The organism is Sphingomonas humi (genome assembly GCF_039536725.1).
GTDB classification, from domain to species: Bacteria; Pseudomonadota; Alphaproteobacteria; order Sphingomonadales; family Sphingomonadaceae; genus Sphingomicrobium; species Sphingomicrobium humi.
Map to the genome: position 1 here is coordinate 335,168 of NZ_BAAAZD010000002.1, position 24,398 is coordinate 359,565.

A 24,398-nucleotide genomic window follows, 5' to 3' on the forward strand; every position below is an offset into this window, starting at 1 on the left:
AGGATTGCGATTTGCCTTCTTTCCAGACTCTCGACGACCTCCCTTCCGAGCTGACCGGCAAACGCGTCCTCGTCCGTGTCGACCTCAATGTGCCGATGCAGGACGGAGCCGTGTCGGACGCGACGCGGCTCACGGCGGCGTTGCCTACGATCCTCGAACTGTCGGACCGCGGCGCGATCGTGCTGCTGCTCAGCCACTTCGGGCGGCCGAAGGGTCAGTCGCGCCCGGACATGTCGACCGCGCTGCTGGTCAAGCCGCTGGCCGATCTCACCGGCCGTTCGGTCCGATTTGTTGAGGATTGCCAGGGCGAGCATGCGGCGCGGGCGATCTCGACCATGACCCCGGGTTCGGTCGCGGTGCTCGAGAATACGCGGTTCCATGCGGGTGAGGAAAAGAACGATCCCGAGCTCAGCCGCGGCATCGCAGCGCTTGGCGATTTTTACGTCAACGATGCCTTTTCCGCCGCGCATCGCGCGCACAGCTCCACCGAAGGGGTCGCGCACCTGCTGCCGAGCTTCGCCGGGCGGGCCATGGAGGCGGAGCTGAAGGCGCTTGAGGCAGCGCTCGGCTCGCCAGAGCGTCCGGTCGCCGCGGTGGTCGGCGGAGCCAAGGTTTCGACCAAGCTCGCCGTGCTGCTGCACCTGGTCGGCAAGGTCGACCACCTGATCATCGGCGGCGGGATGGCCAACACCTTTCTCGCCGCGCGCGGGGTTAATGTCGGCAAGTCGCTGTGCGAGCATGAGCTCACCGGCCAGGCCGAGGCCATCCTCGAAGCCGCCGACAAAGCGAACTGCACCGTCCACCTGCCTTACGACGTAATGGTCGCGAAGGAGTTCGCCGCCAATCCGCCGAGCTTGCGCACCGTCAACGTCCACGAAGTCGCCGCGGACGAGATGATCCTCGACGTCGGCCCGTCGGCGGTCGAAGCGCTCGGTGACGCGCTCAAGACCTGTCGGACCCTGGTCTGGAACGGTCCGCTCGGCGCGTTCGAAACCCCGCCGTTCGATACCGCCACCGTCGCGCTCGCGCGGATCGCCGCAGCGCTGACGGTCGACGGCAGCCTGGTCTCGGTCGCCGGCGGCGGCGACACCGTGGCCGCACTCAACCATGCCGGCGTGGCGGGGGACTTCACCTTCGTCTCGACCGCCGGCGGTGCCTTCCTCGAATGGATGGAAGGCCGCGAACTGCCCGGGGTCGCCGCGCTAAGCGCCTAGCTTTGTTGCGCCTGGCCTGATGCCCGGTTAGAGCCCGCCGCATACGTATGCAGCAGGTTCAAGGGAGCGTCATGACGAGCGAAGAGATGCGGGCGAAGATTGCCGCGGGCCAAGGTTTCATCGCCGCGCTCGACCAGTCTGGTGGTTCCACGCCCAAGGCGCTCCAGGGCTACGGCGTCGAAGAACACGCTTATTCGAACGATGAGGAAATGTTCGGCCTCATCCACCAGATGCGCAGCCGGATCATCACCTCGCCCTGCTTTTCGGGTGAAAAGGTGATCGGCGCGATCCTGTTCGAAAAGACCATGGACGGCGAAGTCGACGGCAAGCCAACTCCCGCGGCGCTGATCGAGCGGGGCATCGTGCCGTTCATCAAGATCGACAAGGGCCTCGAGGAAGAACGCGATGGGGTCCAGCTGATGAAGCCGATCGGCGGGCTCGACGAGCTGCTGACCCGCGCCAAGGGCCTCGGCGTGTTCGGGACCAAGGAGCGCTCGGTCATCAACCAGGCCAACGAAGCCGGCATTTCAGCCGTAGTCGGTCAGCAGTTCGAGGTTGCGATCCAGGTCATCCGGCACGGCCTGATGCCGATCATCGAGCCCGAGGTGAACATCAAGAGCGCCGACCGCGGTTCTTCGGACGCGCTTCTGCGGGACGAGATCCTCCGCCACCTCGACCGCCTGCCCGAAGGCGAGCAGGTCATGCTCAAACTTTCGATCCCGGCCGAGGCCGGCCTGTTCGGGCCGCTGACCAACCATCCGCGCGTGCTGCGCGTCGTGGCGCTGTCGGGTGGCTTCAGCCGCTCGGAGGCTTGCGAGCAGCTCGCCAGGAACCCCGGAATGATTGCGAGCTTCAGCCGTGCGCTGTTGAGCGACCTTCGCCATCAGCAGTCCGACGAGGAATTCGACCAGACGCTGGGCACCGCGATCAACGAGATCCACGCCGCCTCGGTGGCGTAAACGTCCGCTAAGCCGCGAAGCGACCCCGCAGCACCAGCGCGAAGGCAAGGGTGAGGGCGGCGATGAAGATCGCCCCCTCTACCGCCCCGGCTCCCACCACCAACAGCGGTGACGTCCCGCCGAGGAGGCGGGCGAGCGGAGCGTCGGGGTGGGTCGCCGCCAGTCCGGCCAGGCTTCCGGCCATCAGCCTGCCGCCGCCAAGCGTCACCAGCAGGCCTGCGATTGCGCCAAGCAGCGCACCGCGGCCGACAAGCGCTGGAGTGGGTCCGCTCCGGTCGCGCTCCACCAGCCACAGTGCCACGCCGGCGATCGCGCCGATGATCAGCCCTTCGCTGCCACCGGTGATGGCAAGGGGGCGAGTACCGATCAGCAGCGAGAAGGCGTCGAGGCCGATCAGGCGTCCGAGGGCACCGACCATCAACCCGCCGAATGCCCCGCCGGCCATCAGCGGGAACAGCCGGCCGCGCGCGACCACCCGCCCGAGCGCCGCGCCGCTACCGACCGCCAATCCTCCGAGCAGGCCGATCAGCACGCACAGGCAGGTCATCACGAGGAGGATCGAGATCGCCCCAGTCCCGGACGGCGGATCGGTCGCCGCCAGCATTCCATAGGCAATTCCGCCGACCAGCCCGGCCCCCGCGCCGCCAACCAATCCCGCCGCCGCTATCAGCAACCACTGCGACCTCCCCGACCACGAGTTCAAAGGCGATTCATCTTTCAACTTTGCTGAGCTGTGCGACGATGGAGGGCTTACGGGACTGGTTTGAGTGGAGGGGCTATCCGGGAACAGCGCCGACGGGTCGCATGCCGGCGCCGCAGTAGGGGCCGTTGCGGCGTGCCCCGGAACCAACGCCTGCACGTCGGCAACGAAGCGATAGCCATGGCGCGGGACCGTCTCGATGAAGCGCGGCCGTGACGCCTCGTCGCCGAGTGCGCGGCGCAGGCTTCGAATGCATTGGGTCAGCGCTTCGTCGGTCACCGGCACACCGCGCCAGACCTCGGCCATGAACCTGTCCTTGGTGACGAGCTCACCCGGACGGCGCGCCAGCAGGAGAAGTGCATCGAGGTAGCGGCCGCTGATGTCGACGACAGCGCCATCGCGGGTCAGGCGGCGCTCTGCGGGCTCCAGTCGGAAGCCTTCGAACTCCAGCACGCCATTGCTCATCCCGCTCAGCAAACGCTCATCTCCCGATCATGCCTTTCACCAGAGGAAGGGCCAGCGTGACAAGCATCGAGACAATCAGTCACAGGATGAACAACGATGACCGAGATGACCGCTTCCATGCCCCGCCGCCTCATTACGCCTTGGCGCATTGCCGGATGGGGGCTGATCGCCATCTTGCTGGCGCTTCCGGCCATCCTGCGATTTCCGTGGACCGCGAGCGACTTCGTGCTTGCTGCGGTGATGCTTGGGACGGTGGGCGCGGGGATAGAGTTTCTCGCGCGGCTTTCGGGCAATGTCTTCGTCCGGCTTGGCGGGGTGGTCATGGCGGTAACCTGTTTCCTGACCATCTGGGTCAATCTGGCGGTCGGCATGATCGGCGACGACAACCCCTATAATCTGCTGTTTCTTGGCGTTCTTGCGGTGGCGGTCGGAGGGACGTTGATGGTCCGTTATCGGGCAGCCGCAATGGTCAAGGTGACGCTCGCCTGCGCGGTGCTGCAAGTGGTCGTGGGGCTGGGCGGTTACGGAATGGATCCGCGCGGCGCGATCTTCAGCGCCTTCTTCGGCCTGTTCTGGCTGATCGCCGCGGCCCTGTTCGCCGCCGGAGCGAGGCGCTAGGGCGTCGTCCCATGATGAATGAAGAGCCCGAACTTTCGATCACCGGCTTCAGCGACCGCTTCGAGCCGCAGGGCAGGGGCGATGCCGCACTCTACCTGATCAGCCCGCAGGACGTCGGGGGAGACTTCCCCGATCGCCTCCGCGCGGCGCTGGATGGCGGACCGGTGTCGGCTTTCCAGTTGCGGGTAAAGGGTGTCGACCAGCACCAGCTCGCCCGGCTCGCCGAACCGCTGCAGGGCATCTGCGCCGAGCGGGAAGTCGCCTTCATCGTCAATGACGACATGAGCCTCGCCAAGCGGATTGGCGCAGACGGCGTACATCTTGGCCAGGATGACGGCGATCCGCGCGAGGCACGCGCGTTGCTCGGGCCGACGGCACAGATCGGGGTGACCTGCCACGACAGCCGCCATCTCGCGATGGAAGCGGGCGAAGCCGGCGCCGATTATGTTGCGTTCGGCGCCTTTTTTCCGACCACGACCAAGCCGGTGAAGCACGTCCCGGAACTCGGCATCCTCGGCTGGTGGGCCACCCTGTTCGAGCTGCCGAGCGTCGCGATCGGCGGGATCACGCCCGACAATGGGCGTGGGCTCGTCGAAGCAGGGGCGGACTTCCTTGCTGTCTGCGGCTCGGTCTGGAACGCGGCCGATCCTGCGGCGGTGGTCGCCGCCTTCCAGCCACTGCTCAAGCGCGGCTGAGCGGACTGTCGTCGAAGCGGGCCAGCAGGTCCGCCACATCGTCGTAGATCGCGGCAGCCCCGACGAGTTCCTCGTCACTGAAGAGGCCTGAGCGGACCGCAACGGTGCGTATGCCAGCGGCGCAGGCTGCCTCGATGTCGTAGGGCGTGTCGCCGACCGCAAGCGCTTCGTCAGGCGCGGCTCCGGCTTTCCGTGCCGCGGTCGTGAAGACGTCGGGGCAGGGCTTGGAGCGGCCGACGTCGTCGGCACTGGTATAACCATCCACCAGGTCACGCGCGCCGATCCGGTCAAGATGATGCTGAAGTTCCTCGCCCCCGGCCGAGGTGGCGAGCATGACCTTCATCCCTTCGTCCTTGCACCGTTGGAGAAGTTCGCGGGCATGGGGAAAGGGTTTCACCCGGCGCAGATAGTGCTGCTTGAACAGCCGGCCGTGCGCATCGCCAAGTTCATCGACTTCAGCGTCCGTCGCGTCGGGCAGCAGCGCCCGGACGAAGTTGTCCGCACCCTTTCCGATCTGCACGTGAAGTGCCGCCAGGCGAAAGTCGTGCCCGGCCGCGCGAAACGCCTCCGCCCAGGCAAGCACATGGAACTGGTTGGAGTCGACGAGGGTACCGTCGACGTCGAAAAGAATGGCGCGTGGCATCGTACGTCAACGTAGGAAGACGGCGAAGCGTTTCGCGCCTTCTTTGCTGGAAATAAGCCGCGCGTCGGTCGTTACGGCAGGTAATCGAGACCTTCCCGAGGGATGTTTAGTGATGCGTAAAGCCGTTCTTCTTCTCGCCGCGACCGCAGGCATCGTTGCCGGCGGCCACGCGATCGCCCAGCAACGCCCCGCAGCGCCCGCCGCTGCCGAAACTGTCGCCGGACCCTGGGTGCCGCCCGGCACGCCCGGCTCGCCGATCGACGGCACCGTGTTCCATGCGCAGGTCCTGCTCGACGCCGCCGGTTTCCCGAGCGGCGTGATCGACGGCAAGAAGGGTATGGTATTCGGCCAGGCCCTGCGCGGTTTTCAGCAGAGCCGCGGGCTTCAGATTACCGGCGAACTCGACGGGCCGACGCGCGCTGCGCTGCGGCAGGACGAACGGCCTTCGACCCGAATGCTTCAGCTGACCGACACGGACATTGGCGGCCCCTTTACCTATCCCTTCCCCAAGGAGCCGGAGGATCAGGCCAAGCTAGACGGCCTCAACTATCGCAACATGCTCGAAAAGCTTGCCGAGCGCTTTCACACCACGCCCGCGACGATTGTGGCGCTGAACGGTCCCGACAAAACGATCGGCGCCGGCGCAGTGCTGCGGCTGCCCAACATCCTGCCTGCGTCACGCGACTATGCCGGCGCGATCGACGACAAACAGTCGCAGCTCCTCGGGCTTTACAATATCGACCCCAGTCAGCCGCGCGGCGATTTCGTGGTGGTCGACAAGAGCGAGGGCGTGCTTCGCGTCTACGCGGGCGAGGTCCCTGCGGGCCCCTACAGCAGCGAGAAGAACCGTGGCGCCCCGCCCAAGCTCAGCGACAGCAGCGGCAAGCTGGTGGCGCAGTTCCCGGTAACCATGGGATCGACCCATGACCCGCTCCCGCTGGGCAAGTGGAAGGTGCCGACCTTCGCCTTCAATCCGCCCTTCCACTATCAGCCGGACCTGTTCTGGGATGCCAAGGACAAGGGCGGCGACGACAAGATGCTGCCGCCGGGGCCGAACGGGCCGGTTGGTGTAGCCTGGCTCGACCTGACCAAGGAGCATTACGGCATTCACGGAACGCCCGCGCCCGAGACGATCGGCCGCGCCGAGAGCCATGGTTGCATCCGCATGTCCAACTGGGACGTGATCAGGCTGTCGCGCATGATGAAGCCGGGCTTCACGGCGATTTTCCAGGGGTGAGGCGAAGGTGAGGAGCCGTTCCTTCAGCGTCCTTGGCAATGCGGTGGTGTTCGCCGTGCTGGCCTTCGGGGCGTGGCTATGGTGGCGCAACGTCACCGACACGCCCGACCCGCCGTCTGGCGCTGGGGCGCTGATCGCCGAGACGGCCGCCAGGATCGGGGTCGATGCGGCCGGACGCGCTCCTCGGGCGCAGCCCCGGCCGACCTCGGCGCTGCTGATCACTGCGCCATCGGGGCTGATCCTGCCGGTGGTCGGCGTCAAGCCCGGCGAACTGACCGACACCTATACCCAAAGCCGGGCCGGCGGCGCCCGGGTCCACAATGCGATCGACATCATGGCCCCGCGCGGCGCGCCGGTCGTCTCGGCCAGTGACGGCACCGTGGAGAAGCTGTTCTACAGCAACGGCGGAGGCGGGATCACCGCCTATGTCCGCTCGCCCGACGGCGCGTGGATGCATTATTATGCGCACCTCGACGCCTATGCGCCGAGCCTTCGGGAAGGGATGCGGATCAGGCGCGGCGAACCGATCGGAACCGTCGGCTCGACCGGGAACGCCAGTCCCGACGGCCCCCATCTCCATTATGCGATCTACCGGATGGCGCCGGGGGAACGCTGGTGGCAGGGCGCCCCGGTGAACCCCTATCCTCAGCTGGTCGGACCCCGTAAACTTGCCGGGACGCGCGAGAGAGGCTAGGGGCGCGGGCCACGGTTTCGGCCGGGCTCTTTCAACCTGTAGAAGCGGAACAGCGGATCCATGAAGATCAGCGGCGTGGACATTCGTCCCGGCAACATCATCGAATATGAAGGCGGCATCTGGCGTGCGGTGAAGATCCAGCACACCCAGCCCGGCAAGGGCGGCGCCTACATGCAGGTCGAACTCAAGAACCTGCGCGACGGCCGCAAGAACAATGTCCGCTTCCGTTCCGCCGAGACTGTCGAGCGCGTTCGCCTCGACACCAAGGACTTCCAGTTCCTCTATCCCGAAGGCGACATGCTCGTCTTCATGGACAAGGAAACCTACGACCAGGTCAGCCTGCCGCGCGACCTGCTGGGCGATGCCGCCGCCTTCCTGCAGGACGGCATGGACGTGGTGATGGAGCTTTACGAGGAAGACGCCATCTCGGTGCAGCTTCCCGACACCATCGAAGCCACGATCGTCGAGGCCGATGCAGTGGTTAAGGGGCAAACCGCCTCGTCCAGCTACAAGCCCGCGATTCTCGACAATGGCGTGCGCGTCATGGTCCCGCCGCACATTTCGAGCGGAACGCGGATCGTCGTCGACGTTTACGAACAGACCTACGTCCGCCGCGCGGACTGAGCGTACCCCCTCCCGCGAGCGGGAGGATTGGGGGCGGGCCTGGCCTGCCCCCCTGTATTCCCACCCCCGTCCCCTCCCGTCAGCAGGAGGGGGGAGATAGTCCATGGTTTCCCACTCCGGCCTGATCGCCGTCATGCAGAAGGCCGCCCGAAAGGCCGCCCCCAAGCTCCGCCGTGACTTCGGCGAGGTCGGCGAATTGCAGGTGTCGAAGAAGGGCCCCGGCGATTTCGTCACCATGGCCGACAAGCAGGCCGAGGAGACGATCCTCGGTGAGCTCAAGGCCGCGCGACCCGACTGGAGCTTCCTGCTGGAGGAAGGCGGCGAAATCGCCGGCAACCCGGCAAAGCCGCGCTTCATCGTCGATCCGCTGGATGGGACTACCAACTTCCTGCACGGCATCCCGCACTTCGCCATCTCGATCGCGGTCGAGGAAAAGAAGCCGAACGGGCAGCCTGAAATCACCCATGCGGTGGTCTACCAGCCGCTGACCGACGAGACCTTCTGGGCCGAAAAGGGCCGCGGAAGCTGGCTCCACGACCGCCGCCTGCGGGTCTCGGCCCGCCGCTACCTCGACGAAGCGCTGATCGGGACCGGCATTCCCCACATCGGCCGCTCTGACGCGGCGCAGTGGACCAGGATCTACAATGCGATCGCCCCCGAGGTCGCGGGGATCCGTCGGTTCGGCGCCGCCAGCCTCGATTTCGCCTGGGTCGCGGCCGGGCGGATGGACGGTTTCTGGGAAGACGACCTCGATCCGTGGGACAGCGCGGCCGGTATGCTTCTGGTCAAGGAAGCCGGGGGCTTCGTCTCCGATTATCGCGGTCAGGACCGGATGATGGAGCGGCGCGAATATCTTGCCGCCAATGGTGACCTCCACAGCCGCCTCCACAAGCTGGTCGCGAGCGCGCTTCGGAGCTGACCTTCGCCATGCCGGACCAGGTTCGGCATTCACGGTCCTCGTTTCAACCAGGGGCAGGCTAGACACCGGATCAAGTCCGGGGTGAGGCCGTTCAACGGTTGTCTCTCCAACGGCCCTGTTCTAGAGGGCCGCCAAGCCTGTTTTGCGGAGTCTCTTCGTGGCCTCAACCGCCGCTCAATATCTGCCGATCCTGCTGTTCCTTGCAGTCGCACTGGGGCTGAGCGGGCTGTTCGTGGTGGCACCGATCATCGCGTCCAGGTTCACCGGCGTCGATAAGCCCTATGCCGAGAAGCTGACAGAATATGAGTGCGGCTTCCCCGCGTTCGAGGATTCGCGCAGCCAGTTCGACGTCCGCTTCTATCTGGTCGCGATCCTGTTCATCGTATTCGACCTCGAGGCGGCCTTCCTGTTCCCGTGGGCGGTCACGCTCAAGGACACCGGCTGGCTCGGATGGGGCGCGATGATGGTGTTCCTCGCCGAACTGGCGCTCGGCCTTGCCTATGCCTGGAAGAAGGGAGCGCTCGAATGGGAGTGATGCTCGATCCCAAGGCGAACCCCTATCCCACCGAGGAGGAGCTGGCCCGCGCCTATGGCCTGGTTCCGGGATCGCCGGAACACACCCGCCTGACCGAAATGGGCAAGGACCTTGACGAAAAAGGCTTCCTGGTCACCAGCGCCGAGGATCTGTTCACCTGGGCCCGAACGGGGTCGCTGTGGTGGATGACCTTCGGGCTTGCCTGCTGCGCGGTGGAGATGATCCACGTCAACATGCCACGCTATGACCTCGAACGCTTCGGCGTCGCCCCGCGCGCGTCGCCGCGTCAGTCGGATGTGATGATCGTCGCCGGCACCCTGTGCAACAAGATGGCGCCGGCGCTGCGCCGCGTCTACGACCAGATGGCCGAGCCGCGCTACGTCATCTCGATGGGCAGCTGCGCCAATGGCGGCGGCTATTACCACTACAGCTATAGCGTCGTCCGCGGCTGCGACCGGATCGTGCCCGTCGACATCTATGTCCCGGGCTGCCCGCCGACCGCCGAGGCGCTGCTGTACGGGATCATGCAATTGCAGCGGAAGATCCGCCGCGAGGGGACGATCGCGCGGTGACCCATTCGGCTCCCAGGACCGCTTCCGACGAGGGCGTGATCGAGGCTGCGCGCACAGCGCTCGGCTCGTTGATCCTCGAGGAGAAGCTTGCAGCGGACGAGATCACGCTGACCGTGCAGCGCGAAGGCGTGGCCGATGCCTGCCGCCTGCTGCGCGACACGCCGGGCCTCGAATATCAGCAGCTGATGGAAATTGCCGGGGTCGACTATCCCGAGAACCCTGAGCGTTTCGAGGTCAATTACCACCTTCTCTCGCTGACCCGGAACCGCCGTATCCGCGTCAAGGTCCGCACCGACGAGACGACCCCGGTGCCGACCGTCACCACCCTGTGGCCGGTCGCCGGCTGGCTCGAGCGCGAAGTGTTCGACCTTTATGGCGTGACCTTTGCGGGCAATGCCGACCTTCGCCGCATCCTCACCGACTATGGGTTCGAAGGATATCCGCTGCGCAAGGACTTCCCGCTGACCGGCTATACCGAGATGCGCTATTCGGAAGCCGAAAAGCGCGTGGTCTACGAGCCGGTGAGTTTGGCCCAGGATTTCCGCTCGTTCGATTTCCTGACGCCGTGGAATGGGCCGGAATATCGCCTGCCGGGCGATGAGAAGGCCGAGCCGCAGGCAGCCGGCGCGCCTTCGCCTGCGCCGGCGCCCGCCAAGCCGGAAGAGCCCAAGATGGTGCCAGCGGCCGGTGCGGGTGAGCGAAAGGGCGACAAGCCGTACAACACTGACAATGAAGATCGGGCGACTGCCGGCAAGGCCGAAGCATCGGCTGAGGCCCGCAAGTCAAATGCGGACAAGGCGGCGCAGCTCGGCGGCAAGACGACCGAGATCGACCAGCCGCTGCCCAAGGGACCCAACGTAACCCGCGACAGCGGGGAGGCGCAGTAATGGCAATCGAACAGGACGTCGCGACCGCGACCGAACTAGAGGCCGGCAAGGTCGAGAAGCAGCTGCGCACCGTCGAACTGGGCGTGCAGTCGGAGCCGGGCGACCAGGCGATCAATAATTATACGATCAACTTCGGCCCGCAGCATCCGGCCGCGCATGGCGTGCTGCGCCTGATCATGGAGCTCGACGGCGAGATCGTCGAGCGCTGCGACCCGCACGTCGGGCTGCTCCATCGCGGCACCGAAAAGTTGATCGAGTACAAGACCTACGCGCAGGCGATCCCTTATTTCGATCGCCTCGATTACTGCTCGCCGATGTGCATGGAGCACAGCTTCGTGCTGGCGGCTGAGAAGCTGATGGGCCTCGAGGTGCCGATCCGCGCCCAGTATATCCGGGTCATGATGGCGGAGCTGACCCGCATCAAGAACCACATGCTCAACCTTGGCTCCCACGTCATGGACGTGGGCGCGATGACGCCGAATCTGTGGCTGTTCGAACTGCGTGAAGACCTCATGCAGATCTACGAAAGCGTGTCGGGCGCGCGGATGCACGCCAATTACTTCCGCGTCGGCGGTGTCCACCAGGACATCACGCCCAAGACGTTCGACGAGATCGGCACCTTCCTCGACAAGCGCCTGCAGCTGTTCGAGGACGCGATCAGCCTGGTCGCCGACAACCGCATCTTCAAGCAGCGCAACGTCGACATTGCGACTGTGACCAAGGAAGACGCGATCGCCTGGGGCTTCTCGGGCCCGATGATCCGCGGTTCCGGCATTCCGTGGGACATCCGCAAGTCGCAGCCCTATGAGGTCTATGACCGGATGCAGTTCGACGTGCCGGTCGGGACGCGCGGCGACTGCTACGATCGCTTCATGGTCCGAGTCGAGGAAGTGCGCCAGAGCTGGCGCATCGTCCGCCAGTGCCTGAACGAGATGCCCAAGGGCGAGATCGGCAGCAGCGACCGCAAGGTGTTCCCGCCCAAGCGCGCGGAGATGAAGACCTCGATGGAGGCCTTGATCCACCACTTCAAGCTCTACACCGAAGGTTATCACGTGCCCGCGGGCGAAGTGTATGTCGCGACCGAAAGCCCCAAGGGCGAATTCGGCGTCTATCTGGTCAGCGACGGAAGCAACAAGCCGTACCGCTGCAAGATCAGGCCGACCGCGTTCAGCCACCTGCAGGCGATGGATTTCATGATGAAGGGTCACATGCTGGCCGATACGACCGCCGTTCTCGGCGCGATGGACATCGTGTTCGGGGAGTGTGATCGCTAATGGCCGAGCGTCACTTCGCCCCCGACGTCCCCGAGCTGCGCGAGCGCTGGGGCGGGTTTACCTGGGACAAGGCGCATGCGCCCGAAGCCGCGCGCGCGCTCGGCAAATATCCTGACGGCCGCAAGGCCTCGGCCGTGATCCCGCTGCTCGATCTCGCCCAGCGTCAGGTCGGCGTGGAGACGGGCACGCAGGGCTGGTTGCCGATCCCGGTGATCGAGTTCGTCGCGGCGGAATGCGGGCTGCCCCCGATCCGCGCGATGGAAGTCGCCAGCTTCTACACCATGTTCAACCTGGTGCCGGTCGGAAAGTATCACGTGCAGGTTTGCGGCACGACGCCGTGCATGCTGCGCGGCTCCGACGATGTGCTCAAGGCCTGCTACGCCAAGGGCATGAAGAAGGGCCACACGACGCCCGACGGGCTGTTCACCCTGACCGAGGTCGAGTGTCTCGGCGCCTGCGCCAACGCGCCGATGGTCCAGATCAACGACGACAATTTCGAGGATCTGACCGAGGAAAGCACCGCCGCGCTTCTCGATGCGCTGGCGGCGGGCAAGCCGGTCCGGACGGGTTCGCAGATCGGGCGCCAGACGAGCTGCCCCGAAGGTGGGCCGACCAGCCTCAAGAAGATGGCCGAGCGCAATTACGACTATCGGCCGCAATGGGCCGATGCGGGCGAGGGGGCATGAGCATCGTCGTCATCGTGGTCGGGCTGCTGCTCGCCTTTCTCGCGTTCCGCTTCATCACGGGCGTCGTGAAGTTCGCCGTGCTGGCGGCAATCGTCATCGCCGTCGTCTACTTCCTTTCGCAGGGCTCGCTGTAAGATGGGCTATACGGGACCGCTGTCCGACAAGGACCGCATCTTCACCAACGTCTACGGCTTTCAGTCGCCCGACCTCAAGGCGGCGCAGGCGCGCGGTGACTGGGACAATACCAAGGCGCTGATGGCCGTCGGCCCCGACGCGCTTATCGACGCGGTCAAGGCGTCGGGCCTGCGCGGGCGCGGCGGAGCGGGCTTCCCGACCGGCATGAAGTGGAGCTTCATGCCTAAGGAGCCCAAGCCCGGCAAACCCAACTTCCTCGTCATCAACGCCGACGAATCCGAGCCCGGATCCTGCAAGGATCGGGAGATCATCCGCCACGATCCGCACAAGCTGATCGAAGGCGCGCTGATCGCCAGCTTCGCGATGCGCGCGCGGGCCTGCTACATCTACATCCGCGGCGAATATATCCGCGAAGCCCAGGCGCTCGAGAAGGCCATTGCGGAGGCTTATGCCGCCGGCCTGGTCGGCAAGAACGCCGCCGGATCGGGCTTTGACTTCGACATCTTCTGTCACCGGGGTGCGGGTGCCTACATCTGCGGCGAAGAGACCGCGATGCTCGAAAGCCTCGAGGGCAAGATGGGCCGTCCGCGCCTCAAGCCCCCGTTCCCGGCCGGTGCCGGCCTCTACGGCTGCCCGACGACGGTCAACAACGTTGAATCGATCGCGGTGGTCCCGACCATTCTACGCCGCGGATCGGCCTGGTTCTCCGGCTTCGGACGCGAGAAGAACGAGGGCACCAAGCTTTTCCAGATCAGCGGCCATGTCGAAAAGCCGTGCGTGGTCGAGGAGAGCATGAGCATTTCCTTCCGCGAGCTGATCGACCGCCATTGCGGCGGCATTCGTGGCGGGTGGGACAATCTCCTCGCGGTGATCCCGGGCGGAAGCTCGGTCCCGCTGGTGCCAGCGGCCGAGATCATGGACGCGCCGATGGACTTCGACGGGCTGAAGGCGGTTGGCTCCGGCCTTGGCACCGCCGCCGTCATCGTCATGGACAAGTCGACCGATATCGTCCGCGCGATCAGCCGCATCAGCTATTTCTACAAGCATGAGAGCTGCGGCCAGTGCACTCCGTGCCGCGAAGGCACCGGCTGGATGTGGCGCATCATGGAACGTCTGCGCGAAGGCGACGGCAGCCCTGAATTGATCGACAAGCTCTACGACGTCACCAAGCAGGTCGAAGGCCACACCATCTGCGCGCTTGGCGACGCCGCGGCATGGCCGATTCAGGGCCTGATCAAGCATTTCCGTCCCGAACTCGAGCGCCGCATGGCGGAGCGGAGCGGCGGCGCGATGCTGGAGGCGGCCGAGTGAAACTTGGGCGCGCCCTGACTTTTCCTCTCGCGTTGCTGCCAATTGGCGGGCTGCTCGTTAGCGGCTTTCTCGGACTGATGCTGTGGCAGTTCAAGACTGAGCCCCAGACCTACGCGACGTTCAATTGCGGAGCGAATGCTACCGGCGACTGCTTGGGTTGGAGTATTGTTACTACGGGAGTCTTCTACCCGTTCTACCTCATCGCCTTCGGCGTCGCCTTCTCACTGGCCGTCCTGGTGGTTGTAGCGCCAATTGCCTTCGCTATCAGCCTGTGGCTGCGTCTGAGTTCGCCCGACGCCGAGACCGCCTCGAAGCCGCGACTAACAATCGTGCGTTTTTTCAAAATACTTTATGACGATGGACCGGGCCCCAATGCCTAAAGTCACTGTCGATGGACAAGAGATCGAAGTTCCCGCAGGGGCGACCGTGCTGCAAGCGTGCGAGCTTGCCGGCAAGGAGATCCCGCGCTTCTGCTACCATGAGCGGCTGAGTATCGCCGGTAATTGCCGGATGTGCCTGGTCGAGGTCGCCCCAGGACCGCCCAAGCCGCAGGCGAGCTGCGCGCTCCCCGCGGCGGACGGCCAGACGATCCGTACCGACACGCCGATGGTGAAGAAGGCGCGCGAGGGGGTGATGGAGTTCCTGCTCATCAACCACCCGCTCGATTGCCCGATCTGCGATCAGGGCGGCGAATGCGACCTGCAGGACCAGGCGATGGCCTATGGCCGCTCGTCCAGTCGTTTCGACGAGAACAAGCGCTCGGTCGACGACAAGTATATGGGTCCGGTCATCAAGACCGCGATGACCCGCTGCATCCAGTGCACCCGCTGCGTGCGCTTCGCCGAGGAAGTTGCCGGTACGCCCGAGATCGGCATGCTCTACCGCGGCGAAGATGCGCAGATCACGGCCTATCTGGAACGCGCGCTGACCAGCGAGATGAGCGGCAACCTCGCCGATCTCTGCCCGGTCGGAGCCTTGCTGCAGGCGCCGCAGAACTTCGAGTATCGGCCGTGGGAATTGCGCAAGATCCCGTCGATCGACGTGATGGACGCGGTCGGCAGCAACATCCGCCTCGACGTTCGGGGGCCGCAGGTGATGCGGATTTTGCCGCGCATCAACGAGGACGTGAACGAGGAGTGGATCAGCGACAAGACGCGGCATCACGCCGACGCTCTGGTCCGCAACCGCCTCGACCGTCCGTGGGTGCGTGAAGGCGGTAAGCTGCGCGCGGCGACCTGGGCCGAGGCGCTGGAGCTGTTCGCAAACAAGCTGAAGAGCGCTGGCGCCAAGGTCGCCGCGATCGCCGGCGACCTCCTCGACGCCGAGACGATGTATGCGGCGAAGAAGCTGCTTGAAGGGCAGGGCTCAGCGCTTCTCGAAGGGCGCCAGACCGGGCTCGACTATGATGTGACCTCGCTTTCGGCGGTGGCATTCAATTCGACACTGGCTGGGATCGAGAACGCCGATGCGATCCTTCTGATCGGTACCAACCCGCGCTGGGAAGCGCCGCTGGTCAACACCCGCCTCCGCAAGGCCGTGCGCCGTGCGGGTGCACCGGTGTTCAGCATCGGTCCGGTCGCCGACCTGACTTACCCCGTCACCGACCTTGGTGATGACCTGTCAATGCTGGGCAAGCTGCCCAAGGCCGTCACCGAGGCTTTCGCCAAGGCGGAGCGTCCGGCGGTGATCGTCGGTCCGGGCGCGCTTGGCGCCGGGGCCCTCGGCGCCGCGCTGGCGCTGGTCGTGCCGCTCGGTCTGGTCAAGGACGGCTGGAACGGCTTCAACGTCATCCACACCGCGGCCAGCCGGATGGCGTCGCTGATGCTCGGTTTCGCGCAGCCGGGCGGGATCGCCGACCTCGAGGCCGCTGCGCCTGAGCTGGTGCTCCTGCTTGGTGCCGACGAAGTGGCTCCGGAGCGTTTCGCGGGCGCCTTCAAGGTCTATATCGGCCATCACGGCGACAAGGGCGCCAGGCAGGCCGACCTCGTCCTTCCGGGCGCAGCTTACAGCGAGAAGCACGGGACCTTCGTCAACCTCGAAGGCCGCGTGCAGCGTGCCGAAAAGGCGGGTTTCGCGCCGGGCGAAGCGCGCGAGGACTGGACCATCCTGCGCGCGGTCTCCGATCTCACGGGCAAGCCGTTGGCGTTCGACCGCTTCGACCAGTTGCGGGCGGCGATGATTTCCGAAGTGCCTGCGCTGGGCGAGCCTGGCCTCATCGACCTGCCGTGGTCGCCCCCGGCACTTGCCGCGGAGGCGAAGGGTCCGGTCAACCTGCCGGTCAAGGACTTCTACCTCACCAACGCCATCAGCCGCGCCAGCCCTGTCATGCAGCGCTGCTCTGCCGAGCTGATCCATGGCCAGACCTTCGCCGAGGCCGCCGAATGACCGCTACCTTCCAGGGCTGGGGCCTGAACTACGACTGGTCGTGGTTCCTGGCGACCATCGCCGGCATCCTTTTGATCGCGCTTCCGCTGATGCTGGCGGTGGCGATGATCATCTATGCCGAGCGCAAGATCTGGGCCGCCATGGCGCTTCGCCGCGGGCCCAACGTGGTCGGTCCGTTCGGCCTGCTGCAAAGTTTCGCCGACGGCCTCAAGGTCTTCCTCAAGGAAACGATCGTCCCGACCAGCGCCAACAAGGGCCTGTTCCTGCTGGCGCCGATCATCAGCTTCACCGTAGCGCTGATCGTCTGGGCGGTGGTGCCGTTCGATGTCGGCGTGGTGCTGGCGGACATCAATGTCGGCCTGCTCTACATCCTCGCGGCGTCCAGCCTCGGGGTCTACGGGATCATCATCGCGGGCTGGGCGTCCAACTCCAAATATCCGTTCTTCTCGGCACTCCGGGCGGCGGCCCAGATGGTCAGCTACGAAGTGTCGATCGGCTTCGTCCTGATCTGCGTCGTGCTCTACGCCGGTACCTTCAACATGACCGAGATCGTGCTTGCCCAGAAGGGCAACATCTTCGGCATCCTGAACGGCTTCGGCTTCAATCCCCTGCTGTTCCCGATGGCGGTAGTGTTCCTGATCTCGTCGATGGCGGAAACCTTCCGCACGCCGTTCGACCTGACGGAGGCCGAGAGCGAGCTCGTCGCCGGTTTCCAGACCGAGTACAGTTCGATGAGCTTCGCACTCTTCTGGCTCGGCGAATATGGCAACGTCATCCTGATGACGGCGCTGAACGCCATCCTGTTCTGGGGCGGGTTCCTGCCGCCGATCGACTGGGCACCGCTTTATTACGTCCCGGGCATCATCTGGCTGTTCGCCAAGATGATGTTCTTCTTCTTCGTCTTCGGCTGGGTCCGAGCGACCGTGCCGCGGTACCGCTACGATCAGCTGATGCGGCTGGGCTGGAAGATCTTCCTGCCGCTGTCGCTGGTGTTCGTCTTCGCGATCAGCCTGTGGCTGATGCTGACACGGTATGGCGGCTGATGCTGCTTGCTGCCGCCTCCGTCCTCACGTGCGCCATGATCCCGGCCGAGGCTTCGGCCCGCCGGGCACTGGGCGCGAACAAGCTGACGTTCAACGTCGTTCTCGAGGATGATACCGCGCGCTCGATCGCCGCGGGCGAAGTGAAACCGATGCCGGTGCTCTTCGAGGGACAGAGGGCGCCGGCGAATGGCTGGATCGTGCATAACGCCGTCGATCCTACCGCGCCCGAACTCATGCTGGGCCGGGTCACCAGGGGCGCCGGCGGATTGCAGATGGCGTGGGGCAAGGCGACGCGCCGCGGCGGCGACTATGCTTTCGCCCAAACCATGCAGGGAAGTTGCCGGCTGGCCGGCGAGGAAGTGCTGAAATGATTGCCCAGTTCGTCAAGTCGTTCACGTTGTGGGAGCTGGTGAAGGGTCACGCCCTCACCCTGAAGTATTTCTTCAAGCCCAAGGCGACGATCAACTATCCCTACGAGAAGACCCCCTACAGCCCCCGCTTCCGCGGGGAGCATGCGCTGCGCCGCTATCCCAATGGCGAAGAGCGCTGCATCGCTTGCAAGCTGTGCGAGGCGGTGTGCCCGGCGCTCGCCATCACCATCGAGGCCGAGCCCCGCGAGGACGGCAGCCGCCGCACCACCCGCTACGACATCGACATGACCAAATGCATCTACTGCGGCCTGTGCGCCGAAGCCTGCCCGGTCGATGCGATCGTCGAAGGTCCGAACATCGAATTCTCGACCGAGACCCGCGAGGAACTGCTCTACGACAAGGCCAAGCTGCTCGCGAACGGCGATCGCTGGGAACAGGCCATCGCGGCGAACCTTGCCGCCGATGCGACCTATCGCTAGGCGCCCGGCAGTCTCATGATCGCGCTTCTCGCCTTCTATCTCTTCGCGGCCGTCACCATCGGGTCCGCGGTGCTGGTGATCTTCGCCCGCAACCCCGTTCATTCGGTGCTGTGGCTGATCCTTGCCTTCTTCAATGCGGCCGGCCTGATGCTGCTGGTCGGGGCCGAATTCATCGCCATGCTGTTGGTGATCGTCTACGTTGGCGCGGTCGCCGTGCTGTTCCTGTTCGTGGTCATGATGCTGGACATCGACTTCAGCCAGCTGCGTTCGGGCTTCAACCGCAACCTGCCGTTCGGGCTGCTGATCGCGGTCGTCCTGCTGGCGGAAATCGTCATCGCCATGTCGGCGCAGAGGGCGGGTCCGGCACTGGCGGGCGCGCCGCCAGTCCAGTCGGTGCACAATATCGAGGCCCTCGGTGTCGAGCTCTACAGCCGCTACCTGCTGCCGTTCGAGCTTGCCGGCTTCATCCTGCTGGTCGCCATGATCGGGGCGATCGTGCTGACCCACCGCAGCCGCGGCGACGCGCGCGGGCAGAACGCCAGCCGCCAGATCAGCCGCCGCCCGCAGGATGCCGTCCGTAACGTCAACCAGCCCGTCGGCGAGGGGATCGAGCTGTGATCGGCCTTGTGCACTATCTGACCGTGTCGGCGATCCTGTTCGTGATCGGCGTGCTGGGCATCTTTCTCAACCGCCGCAACGTCATCCTGATGCTGATGGCGATCGAATTGCTGCTGCTGTCCGTCAACATCAACCTGGTCGCGTTCAGCGCCTTCATGGGTGACATGAAGGGGCAGATCTTCGCCATGTTCGTGCTGACCGTGGCTGCCGCCGAGGCCGCGATTGGCCTTGCGATCCTGGTGATCTTCTTCCGTCGCCGCGGCACCATCGCGGTCGACGCCGCCGACCAGATGCGCGGGTAACATGCATTCCATCATCTTCATCGTCTTCCTGCCGCTGCTGGCCTCGCTCGTCGCGGGCCTTGGCGGGCGCGTGATCGGCAAGGTGCCGGCGAAGGCCGTCACCACCGGCGCGCTGTTCATCAGCTGCGCCTTGAGCTGGCCGATCTTCATCGCGTTCCTGAACGGTTCGGCCGAAGCCACCGTCGTCCCGGTTCTGGAATGGATCCGCTCGGGCAATCTGGCCGTCGACTGGAGCCTCAGGGTCGATGCACTGACGGCGGTCATGCTGGTCGTCATCACCACGGTCTCCAGCCTCGTCCACCTCTATAGCTGGGGCTACATGGACGAGGATCCCAGCCAGCCGCGGTTCTTCGCCTATCTGTCGCTGTTCACCTTCGCGATGCTGATGCTGGTGACGGCCGACAGCCTGATCCAGATGTTCTTCGGCTGGGAAGGGGTGGGCCTCGCTTCCTACCTGCTGATCGGTTTCTGGTACTACAAGCCGTCGGCCAACGCTGCGGCGATGAAGGCCTTCGTAGTCAACCGCGTCGGCGATTTCGGCTTCAGCCTCGGCATCTTCGGCACCTTCCTGGTGTTCGGCACCGTGTCGATCCCGGCGATCCTCGCCGCCGCGCCCGGAATGGCCGCTTCGACGATCGGCTTTGCGGGTATGCGGGTCGACACCATGACCCTGCTCTGCCTGCTGCTGTTCGTCGGCGCGATGGGCAAGTCGGCGCAGCTCGGCCTCCACACCTGGCTTCCGGACGCGATGGAAGGCCCGACTCCGGTCAGCGCCCTGATCCACGCCGCGACCATGGTCACCGCGGGCGTTTTCATGGTCTGCCGTCTGTCGCCGATGTTCGAAGTCAGCCCGACCGCGATGACGGTGGTGACCTATGTCGGCCTCGCCACCGCGCTGTTCGCGGCGACCGTTGGCCTGGTCCAGAACGACATCAAGCGGGTGATCGCTTATTCTACCTGCAGCCAGCTCGGCTATATGTTCTTCGCCGCCGGCGTCGGCGCCTATGGCGCGGCGATGTTCCACCTGTTCACCCACGCCTTCTTCAAGGCGCTGCTGTTCCTCGGTGCAGGCTCGGTCATCCATGCCATGCATCACGAACAGGACATGCGTTACTATGGCGCGCTCCGGAAGGAGATCCCGCTGACCTTCTGGGCGATGGTGCTCGGAACGCTGGCGATCACCGGCGTCGGGATCATCGGGGTGTTCGGGTTCGCGGGTTTCTATTCGAAGGATTCGATCCTCGAGAGCGCGTTCGCCAGCGGCAGCGTGCACGGCACGATGGCCTTCTTCGTCGGCGCCTTTGCCGCGCTGCTGACCAGTTTCTACAGCTGGCGCCTGATTTTCCTGACCTTCTTCGGCAAGGCACGCTGGGCGGGCTCGGAGCATATCCAGCACGCGGTACACGGCGATCATCACGATCACCCGGACGAGGAGCATGGTGACAGCAGCCATTCGACCGCGCAGCCGGTCGTCGGCACCGCTGGCTATCATCCGCATGAAAGCCCGTGGTCGATGCTCGTGCCGCTTGGCGTGCTCAGCCTCGGCGCGGTCTTCGCCGGATTCGGTTTCCACCATTATTTCGTCGAGCCGGAAGGCGGGCCGGAGTTCTGGCGCGGGGCGCTCGTCTTCAACGAGCACCTGATGCACGCCGCGCACCAGGTGCCGCTGTGGGTCAAGCTGACGCCTGCGTTCGTCATGCTGGTCGGGCTGGCGTTGGCCTGGAACAATTACATCCGCCGTCCGGACATGCCGGCCAAGTGGGTCGCCGCGACCGGTCCGATCCACCAGTTCCTGATGAACAAGTGGTATTTCGACGAGCTCTACGCCTTCCTGTTCGTTCGCCCGGCGCTCGCGCTTGGTCGCTTCTTCTGGAAGCGTGGTGACGTAGAGACGATCGATCGCTTCGGCCCGCATGGCGCGGCCTATGCGGTGGGCATCGGCAATCGCATGACCGCGAAGCTGCAGTCCGGCTATCTCAATTCCTATGCATTGGTGATGCTGCTTGGCCTGGTCGGCGGCGCCACCTGGGTGATGACCCGCTGATATGAGCTTTCCCATTCTCTCGACCATGATCGCGCTGCCGCTGCTGGCGGCGCTTGGCTGCCTGTTCCTGTCGGCCAATGGTGCCCGCTGGCTTGCGCTCGGCGGGACGCTTGCGCTCCTGGTGCTCGGCTGCCTGCTGTGGGCTGGCTATGACGTCGGCGGCGCCCAATGGCAGTTCCAAGAGCGGGTGAGCCTCGGCACGCCCTATCTCAACTGGGCGCTCGGCATCGACGGCATCGCGCTGATGCTGATCATGCTCAGCGTGTTCCTCATGCCGATCTGCATCGGCGCCAGCTGGCGCGCGATCGACAAGCGCGTGCCGGAATACATGGCCGCCTTCCTCCTCATGGAGGCGCTGATGCTCGGCGTGTTCATGGCGCAGGACCTGCTGCTCTTCTACATCTTCTTCGAAGCCGGCCTGATCCCGATGTACCTCATCATCGGCATCTGGGGCGGGGCGGAGAAGATCAAGGCCGCCTACAAGTTCTTTCTCTATACGCTGCTCGGCTCGGTCCTGATGCTCGTCGCGATGCTGGTGATGATTGGCAAGGCTGGCACCGGCGATATCCCGACGCTGATGGCCTACAATTTCGCGCCGGGCGTGCAGACCTGGCTGTGGCTGGCTTTCTTCGCGAGCTTCGCGGTGAAGATGCCGATGTGGCCGGTCCATACCTGGCTTCCCGATGCTCACGTCCAGGCCCCGACCGCGGGTTCGGTGATCCTTGCCGGCGTGCTGCTGAAGATGGGCGGCTACGGCTTCATCCGTTTCAGCCTACCGATGTTCCCCGAAGCAAGTGCGCAGTTCGTGCCGCTGGTGTTCGGCCTGTCGAGCGTCGCGATCGTCTACACCAGCCTCGTCGCCCTGGTGCAGGGCGACATGAAGAAGCTGATCGCTTATTCGTCGGTCGCGCACATGGCGTTCGTCACCTTCGGCCTGTTTGCCTTTAACCGGCAGGGCATCGAAGGCTCGCTGATCGTGATGCTGAGCCACGGCTTGGTGTCCGGCGCCCTGTTTCTTTGCGTCGGCGTCATCTACGATCGGATGCATACCCGCGAGATCGCCAAGTACGGCGGGCTGGCCAACAACATGCCAGCCTATGCGCTGCTGTTCCTGCTGTTCACCATGGCGGCGGTCGGGCTTCCCGGCACCAGCGGCTTCGTTGGCGAATTCCTGGCGATGATGGGCACCTATGAAGTGTCAACCTGGGGCGCGATCTTCGCTACCACCGGCATCATCCTCGGTGCCGCCTACATGTTGTGGCTCTACTGGCGCATCAGTTACGGAACCGCCCGGACCGAGGAATCCTCGGCAATGGTCGATCTCGACCGGCGCGAATGGGCGTTGCTTGCCCCGATCGCGGCTGTCGTGCTGTGGATGGGCGTCTATCCCGAAAGCTTCATGGCGCCGATGCGCGACGATGTCGGCCGGCTGCTGACCCGGATCGAGCGGGCCAAGCCTGCCGGTGACAGCCTGCCGACGGCCGGCAATCCAGCCGCTGCCGCTGCCGCCAAGTCCACCGAACATGGCGCCGGGGAGGCGCACTGATGAATTTCGCCCCGATCCTTCCCGAAGTTATCCTCGGTCTCGGTGCCATCGCGCTGATGATGGTGGCGGCATTCGTTCGCCGCTCGTCGCCCATTACCCACGTCGCCGCGATCGCGCTGCTGGTCGCCGCCTGTTTCGCGCTGATCGGCGCGCCGCAGACCGCCGGCTCGGTATTCGAGGGCATGTGGGCGGCCGACGGCTTCGCGGCTTTCGGCAAGGTCATCATCTATCTCGCCGCCGCCGTCGCGGTCGTGATGGCGGCGGGCTGGTTCGACCACGAATTCGAACATAGCGCCGAATATCCTGTGCTTATCCTCCTCTCTGCGCTGGGCGCGTCGGTGATGGTCAGCGCGTCGGACTTGATGATGCTCTACGTCGGCCTCGAGCTGCAGAGCCTGTCGGCCTACGTCCTCGCTTCCTACCGCCGCCATGACGAGCGTTCGGCCGAAGCCGGCCTCAAATATTTCGTTCTCGGCGGTCTTGCCAGCGGCATCCTCCTTTACGGCATCAGCCTGCTCTACGGTTTTGCCGGAACGACCGCGTTCAGCGGCATCGCGACTGCCTTCGCTGGGCCCAACGGCGCTAGCCTCGGCCTGCTGTTCGGCCTCGTCTTCACGCTTGCCGGTATCGCCTTCAAGATTTCCGCTGTGCCGTTCCACATGTGGACCCCCGACGTTTACGAAGGCGCACCGACCCCGGTCGCGGCCTTCTTTGCCGCCGGGCAAAAGGCCGCTGCGATCCTGCTTGCCACCCGCGTCTGCCTCGACGCCATGGGCCCGGCGACCGTCCAGTGGCAGCAGATCGTGATCTTCGCGGCGCTCGCCTCGATCGTGCTGGGCGCGGTCGCGGCCTACGGCCAGACCAACATCAAGCGCCTGCTTGCCTATTCGTCGATCAACAACGTCGGCTTTGCGCTGGTCGGCCTCGCCGCGGGCGGGCGCGAAGGCGCGGTGGCGGTGTTGGTCTACTCTGCGGTCTACGTCATCATGACGCTCGGCGCCTTCCTGTGCATCATGCGTATGCGCGACGCTGAGGGCCGTCCGCTCGAAAGCCTCGCCAGCCTGTCGGGCCTGTCGCAGACCCGTCCGCTGCTCGCGCTCGCGATCGCGATGTTCATGTTCAGCCTGGCGGGCATTCCGCCGCTGTTCGGCTTCTGGCCCAAGCTGATGGTGTTCAACGCTGCCATCGCCGCCGGCCTGCAATGGGTTGCGCTGGTCGCGGCGGCACTGACGGTGATCGGCGCCTATTACTATCTGCGCGTTATCAAGGTGATGTACTTCGACGCGCCCGCCGAGCCCTTCGCCCCGGCCAGCGGAAAGGTCGAGACGGCGCTGATCTTGCTCACGGCCTTGGCGATCAGCCCGCTCGGTTATCTCCTGATCAACCCGCTGACGACCGCCGCGGCCGACGCGGCCAGCGTCTTCTGATGCGCCGCGGGGCGC

27 protein-coding genes are annotated in these 24,398 nt (G+C 65.2%); 25 read left to right on the forward strand and 2 right to left on the reverse strand.

The annotated features are described in order from the left end of the window. The first annotated feature begins 11 nt into the window (after positions 1–11). On the forward strand, positions 12–1,214 hold the full coding sequence (locus ABD729_RS09505; protein WP_344710003.1) for a phosphoglycerate kinase: 1,203 nt from the start codon (positions 12–14) through the stop codon (positions 1,212–1,214). A 71-nt stretch (positions 1,215–1,285) separates the two neighbouring features. Then, positions 1,286–2,173 (forward strand): fructose bisphosphate aldolase, encoded by an 888-nt coding sequence (locus ABD729_RS09510; protein ID WP_344710004.1) that lies wholly within the window; start codon positions 1,286–1,288, stop codon positions 2,171–2,173. Between the two features lie 7 nt (positions 2,174–2,180). Here ABD729_RS09510 and ABD729_RS09515 read toward each other — a convergent pair whose 3' ends face one another. Further along, positions 2,181–3,338 carry a winged helix-turn-helix domain-containing protein gene (locus ABD729_RS09515; RefSeq protein WP_344710005.1) on the reverse strand — a complete coding sequence of 386 codons (1,158 nt, stop codon included), beginning with the start codon at positions 3,336–3,338 and terminating at the stop codon, positions 2,181–2,183. Between the two features lie 96 nt (positions 3,339–3,434). On the opposite strand from ABD729_RS09515, the gene ABD729_RS09520 reads away from it, so the two are divergent. Next, positions 3,435–3,956 carry a hypothetical protein gene (locus ABD729_RS09520; RefSeq protein WP_344710006.1) on the forward strand — a complete coding sequence of 174 codons (522 nt, stop codon included), beginning with the start codon at positions 3,435–3,437 and terminating at the stop codon, positions 3,954–3,956. A gap of 14 nt (positions 3,957–3,970) precedes the next feature. Beyond that, the gene (gene thiE / locus ABD729_RS09525; RefSeq protein ID WP_344711393.1) at positions 3,971–4,651 is read left to right on the forward strand and encodes a thiamine phosphate synthase; all 681 of its coding nucleotides are present in this window, start codon (positions 3,971–3,973) and stop codon (positions 4,649–4,651) included. Here the strand turns inward: thiE and ABD729_RS09530 are convergent. Further along, positions 4,638–5,294, reverse strand: a complete 657-nt coding sequence (locus tag ABD729_RS09530; protein ID WP_344710007.1) for an HAD family hydrolase — start codon at positions 5,292–5,294, stop codon at positions 4,638–4,640. The genes thiE and ABD729_RS09530 overlap by 14 nt on opposite strands. A gap of 112 nt (positions 5,295–5,406) precedes the next feature. On the opposite strand from ABD729_RS09530, the gene ABD729_RS09535 reads away from it, so the two are divergent. The 21 genes from ABD729_RS09535 (at position 5,407) to nuoN (ending at position 24,383) form a co-directional block, all read left to right on the forward strand. After that, positions 5,407–6,531, forward strand: a complete 1,125-nt coding sequence (locus tag ABD729_RS09535) for a L,D-transpeptidase family protein (protein WP_344710009.1) — start codon at positions 5,407–5,409, stop codon at positions 6,529–6,531. 7 nt (positions 6,532–6,538) lie between these two features. Next, the gene (locus tag ABD729_RS09540; protein WP_344710010.1) at positions 6,539–7,225 is read left to right on the forward strand and encodes a M23 family metallopeptidase; all 687 of its coding nucleotides are present in this window, start codon (positions 6,539–6,541) and stop codon (positions 7,223–7,225) included. A 60-nt stretch (positions 7,226–7,285) separates the two neighbouring features. Continuing rightward, on the forward strand, positions 7,286–7,849 hold the full coding sequence (efp, locus tag ABD729_RS09545; protein ID WP_344710011.1) for an elongation factor P: 564 nt from the start codon (positions 7,286–7,288) through the stop codon (positions 7,847–7,849). 103 nt (positions 7,850–7,952) lie between these two features. Beyond that, positions 7,953–8,768: an inositol monophosphatase family protein gene (locus ABD729_RS09550; protein ID WP_344710012.1), complete on the forward strand. Its 816-nt coding sequence runs from the start codon at positions 7,953–7,955 to the stop codon at positions 8,766–8,768. Positions 8,769–8,925: 157 nt separating this feature from the next. Then, a complete protein-coding gene (gene ndhC, locus ABD729_RS09555; RefSeq protein ID WP_344710013.1) occupies positions 8,926–9,303 on the forward strand; it encodes an NADH-quinone oxidoreductase subunit A in 378 nt (125 codons plus the stop codon). Between the two features lie 98 nt (positions 9,304–9,401). Then, positions 9,402–9,875, forward strand: coding sequence for a NuoB/complex I 20 kDa subunit family protein (locus ABD729_RS09560; protein ID WP_344711395.1), 474 nt, complete (start codon positions 9,402–9,404; stop codon positions 9,873–9,875). After that, the gene (locus ABD729_RS09565) at positions 9,872–10,762 is read left to right on the forward strand and encodes an NADH-quinone oxidoreductase subunit C (RefSeq protein WP_344710014.1); all 891 of its coding nucleotides are present in this window, start codon (positions 9,872–9,874) and stop codon (positions 10,760–10,762) included. Before ABD729_RS09560 ends, ABD729_RS09565 begins: the two co-directional genes overlap by 4 nt. After that, positions 10,762–12,036, forward strand: coding sequence for an NADH-quinone oxidoreductase subunit D (locus ABD729_RS09570; RefSeq protein WP_344710015.1), 1,275 nt, complete (start codon positions 10,762–10,764; stop codon positions 12,034–12,036). The genes ABD729_RS09565 and ABD729_RS09570 overlap by 1 nt, the downstream gene beginning before the upstream one ends. Next, complete coding sequence (locus tag ABD729_RS09575) at positions 12,036–12,722, forward strand: complex I 24 kDa subunit family protein (RefSeq protein ID WP_344710016.1); 687 nt, start codon at positions 12,036–12,038, stop codon at positions 12,720–12,722. The genes ABD729_RS09570 and ABD729_RS09575 overlap by 1 nt, the downstream gene beginning before the upstream one ends. Then, on the forward strand, positions 12,719–12,856 hold the full coding sequence (locus ABD729_RS09580; protein ID WP_344710017.1) for a hypothetical protein: 138 nt from the start codon (positions 12,719–12,721) through the stop codon (positions 12,854–12,856). The genes ABD729_RS09575 and ABD729_RS09580 overlap by 4 nt, the downstream gene beginning before the upstream one ends. Position 12,857: 1 nt before the next feature. Then, complete coding sequence (gene nuoF, locus ABD729_RS09585; protein WP_344710018.1) at positions 12,858–14,168, forward strand: NADH-quinone oxidoreductase subunit NuoF; 1,311 nt, start codon at positions 12,858–12,860, stop codon at positions 14,166–14,168. Continuing rightward, positions 14,165–14,548 carry a hypothetical protein gene (locus tag ABD729_RS09590; protein ID WP_344710019.1) on the forward strand — a complete coding sequence of 128 codons (384 nt, stop codon included), beginning with the start codon at positions 14,165–14,167 and terminating at the stop codon, positions 14,546–14,548. Before nuoF ends, ABD729_RS09590 begins: the two co-directional genes overlap by 4 nt. Then, positions 14,541–16,553 (forward strand): NADH-quinone oxidoreductase subunit NuoG, encoded by a 2,013-nt coding sequence (gene nuoG, locus ABD729_RS09595; RefSeq protein ID WP_344710020.1) that lies wholly within the window; start codon positions 14,541–14,543, stop codon positions 16,551–16,553. Before ABD729_RS09590 ends, nuoG begins: the two co-directional genes overlap by 8 nt. Beyond that, positions 16,550–17,596: an NADH-quinone oxidoreductase subunit NuoH gene (gene nuoH, locus ABD729_RS09600; protein ID WP_344710021.1), complete on the forward strand. Its 1,047-nt coding sequence runs from the start codon at positions 16,550–16,552 to the stop codon at positions 17,594–17,596. The genes nuoG and nuoH overlap by 4 nt, the downstream gene beginning before the upstream one ends. Beyond that, complete coding sequence (locus ABD729_RS09605; protein ID WP_344710022.1) at positions 17,596–17,967, forward strand: hypothetical protein; 372 nt, start codon at positions 17,596–17,598, stop codon at positions 17,965–17,967. Before nuoH ends, ABD729_RS09605 begins: the two co-directional genes overlap by 1 nt. Beyond that, positions 17,964–18,446: an NADH-quinone oxidoreductase subunit NuoI gene (nuoI, locus tag ABD729_RS09610; protein ID WP_344710023.1), complete on the forward strand. Its 483-nt coding sequence runs from the start codon at positions 17,964–17,966 to the stop codon at positions 18,444–18,446. The genes ABD729_RS09605 and nuoI overlap by 4 nt, the downstream gene beginning before the upstream one ends. Positions 18,447–18,461: 15 nt before the next feature. Beyond that, positions 18,462–19,064 (forward strand): NADH-quinone oxidoreductase subunit J, encoded by a 603-nt coding sequence (locus tag ABD729_RS09615; protein ID WP_344710024.1) that lies wholly within the window; start codon positions 18,462–18,464, stop codon positions 19,062–19,064. Next, a complete protein-coding gene (gene nuoK, locus ABD729_RS09620) occupies positions 19,061–19,366 on the forward strand; it encodes an NADH-quinone oxidoreductase subunit NuoK (protein ID WP_344710025.1) in 306 nt (101 codons plus the stop codon). Before ABD729_RS09615 ends, nuoK begins: the two co-directional genes overlap by 4 nt. A 1-nt stretch (position 19,367) precedes the next feature. Next, on the forward strand, positions 19,368–21,410 hold the full coding sequence (nuoL, locus tag ABD729_RS09625) for an NADH-quinone oxidoreductase subunit L (protein WP_344710026.1): 2,043 nt from the start codon (positions 19,368–19,370) through the stop codon (positions 21,408–21,410). 1 nt (position 21,411) lies between these two features. Then, positions 21,412–22,956, forward strand: coding sequence for an NADH-quinone oxidoreductase subunit M (locus tag ABD729_RS09630; RefSeq protein WP_344710027.1), 1,545 nt, complete (start codon positions 21,412–21,414; stop codon positions 22,954–22,956). Beyond that, positions 22,956–24,383: an NADH-quinone oxidoreductase subunit NuoN gene (gene nuoN, locus ABD729_RS09635; protein ID WP_344710028.1), complete on the forward strand. Its 1,428-nt coding sequence runs from the start codon at positions 22,956–22,958 to the stop codon at positions 24,381–24,383. The genes ABD729_RS09630 and nuoN overlap by 1 nt, the downstream gene beginning before the upstream one ends. The last annotated feature ends 15 nt before the right edge of the window (positions 24,384–24,398 follow it).

Bases quoted from the DNA above. Each gene is read 5' to 3' on its own strand.
- ABD729_RS09575 (WP_344710016.1), top strand. From the start codon at position 12,036: ATGGCCGAGCGTCACTTCGCCCCCGACGTCCCCGAGCTGCGCGAGCGC.
- ABD729_RS09580 (WP_344710017.1), top strand. From the start codon at position 12,719: ATGAGCATCGTCGTCATCGTGGTCGGGCTGCTGCTCGCCTTTCTCGCG.
- thiE (WP_344711393.1), top strand. From the start codon at position 3,971: ATGAATGAAGAGCCCGAACTTTCGATCACCGGCTTCAGCGACCGCTTC.
- ABD729_RS09510 (WP_344710004.1), top strand. From the start codon at position 1,286: ATGACGAGCGAAGAGATGCGGGCGAAGATTGCCGCGGGCCAAGGTTTC.
- nuoF (WP_344710018.1), top strand. From the start codon at position 12,858: ATGGGCTATACGGGACCGCTGTCCGACAAGGACCGCATCTTCACCAAC.
- ABD729_RS09615 (WP_344710024.1), top strand. From the start codon at position 18,462: ATGATCGCGCTTCTCGCCTTCTATCTCTTCGCGGCCGTCACCATCGGG.
- ABD729_RS09570 (WP_344710015.1), top strand. From the start codon at position 10,762: ATGGCAATCGAACAGGACGTCGCGACCGCGACCGAACTAGAGGCCGGC.
- nuoH (WP_344710021.1), top strand. From the start codon at position 16,550: ATGACCGCTACCTTCCAGGGCTGGGGCCTGAACTACGACTGGTCGTGG.
- nuoL (WP_344710026.1), top strand. From the start codon at position 19,368: ATGCATTCCATCATCTTCATCGTCTTCCTGCCGCTGCTGGCCTCGCTC.
- ABD729_RS09520 (WP_344710006.1), top strand. From the start codon at position 3,435: ATGACCGAGATGACCGCTTCCATGCCCCGCCGCCTCATTACGCCTTGG.
- nuoG (WP_344710020.1), top strand. From the start codon at position 14,541: ATGCCTAAAGTCACTGTCGATGGACAAGAGATCGAAGTTCCCGCAGGG.
- efp (WP_344710011.1), top strand. From the start codon at position 7,286: ATGAAGATCAGCGGCGTGGACATTCGTCCCGGCAACATCATCGAATAT.
- ABD729_RS09560 (WP_344711395.1), top strand. From the start codon at position 9,402: ATGGGCAAGGACCTTGACGAAAAAGGCTTCCTGGTCACCAGCGCCGAG.
- ABD729_RS09630 (WP_344710027.1), top strand. From the start codon at position 21,412: ATGAGCTTTCCCATTCTCTCGACCATGATCGCGCTGCCGCTGCTGGCG.
- ABD729_RS09515 (WP_344710005.1), bottom strand. From the start codon at position 3,338: ATGAGCAATGGCGTGCTGGAGTTCGAAGGCTTCCGACTGGAGCCCGCA.
- nuoN (WP_344710028.1), top strand. From the start codon at position 22,956: ATGAATTTCGCCCCGATCCTTCCCGAAGTTATCCTCGGTCTCGGTGCC.
- ABD729_RS09605 (WP_344710022.1), top strand. From the start codon at position 17,596: ATGCTGCTTGCTGCCGCCTCCGTCCTCACGTGCGCCATGATCCCGGCC.
- ABD729_RS09530 (WP_344710007.1), bottom strand. From the start codon at position 5,294: ATGCCACGCGCCATTCTTTTCGACGTCGACGGTACCCTCGTCGACTCC.
- ABD729_RS09535 (WP_344710009.1), top strand. From the start codon at position 5,407: ATGCGTAAAGCCGTTCTTCTTCTCGCCGCGACCGCAGGCATCGTTGCC.
- ABD729_RS09550 (WP_344710012.1), top strand. From the start codon at position 7,953: ATGGTTTCCCACTCCGGCCTGATCGCCGTCATGCAGAAGGCCGCCCGA.
- nuoI (WP_344710023.1), top strand. From the start codon at position 17,964: ATGATTGCCCAGTTCGTCAAGTCGTTCACGTTGTGGGAGCTGGTGAAG.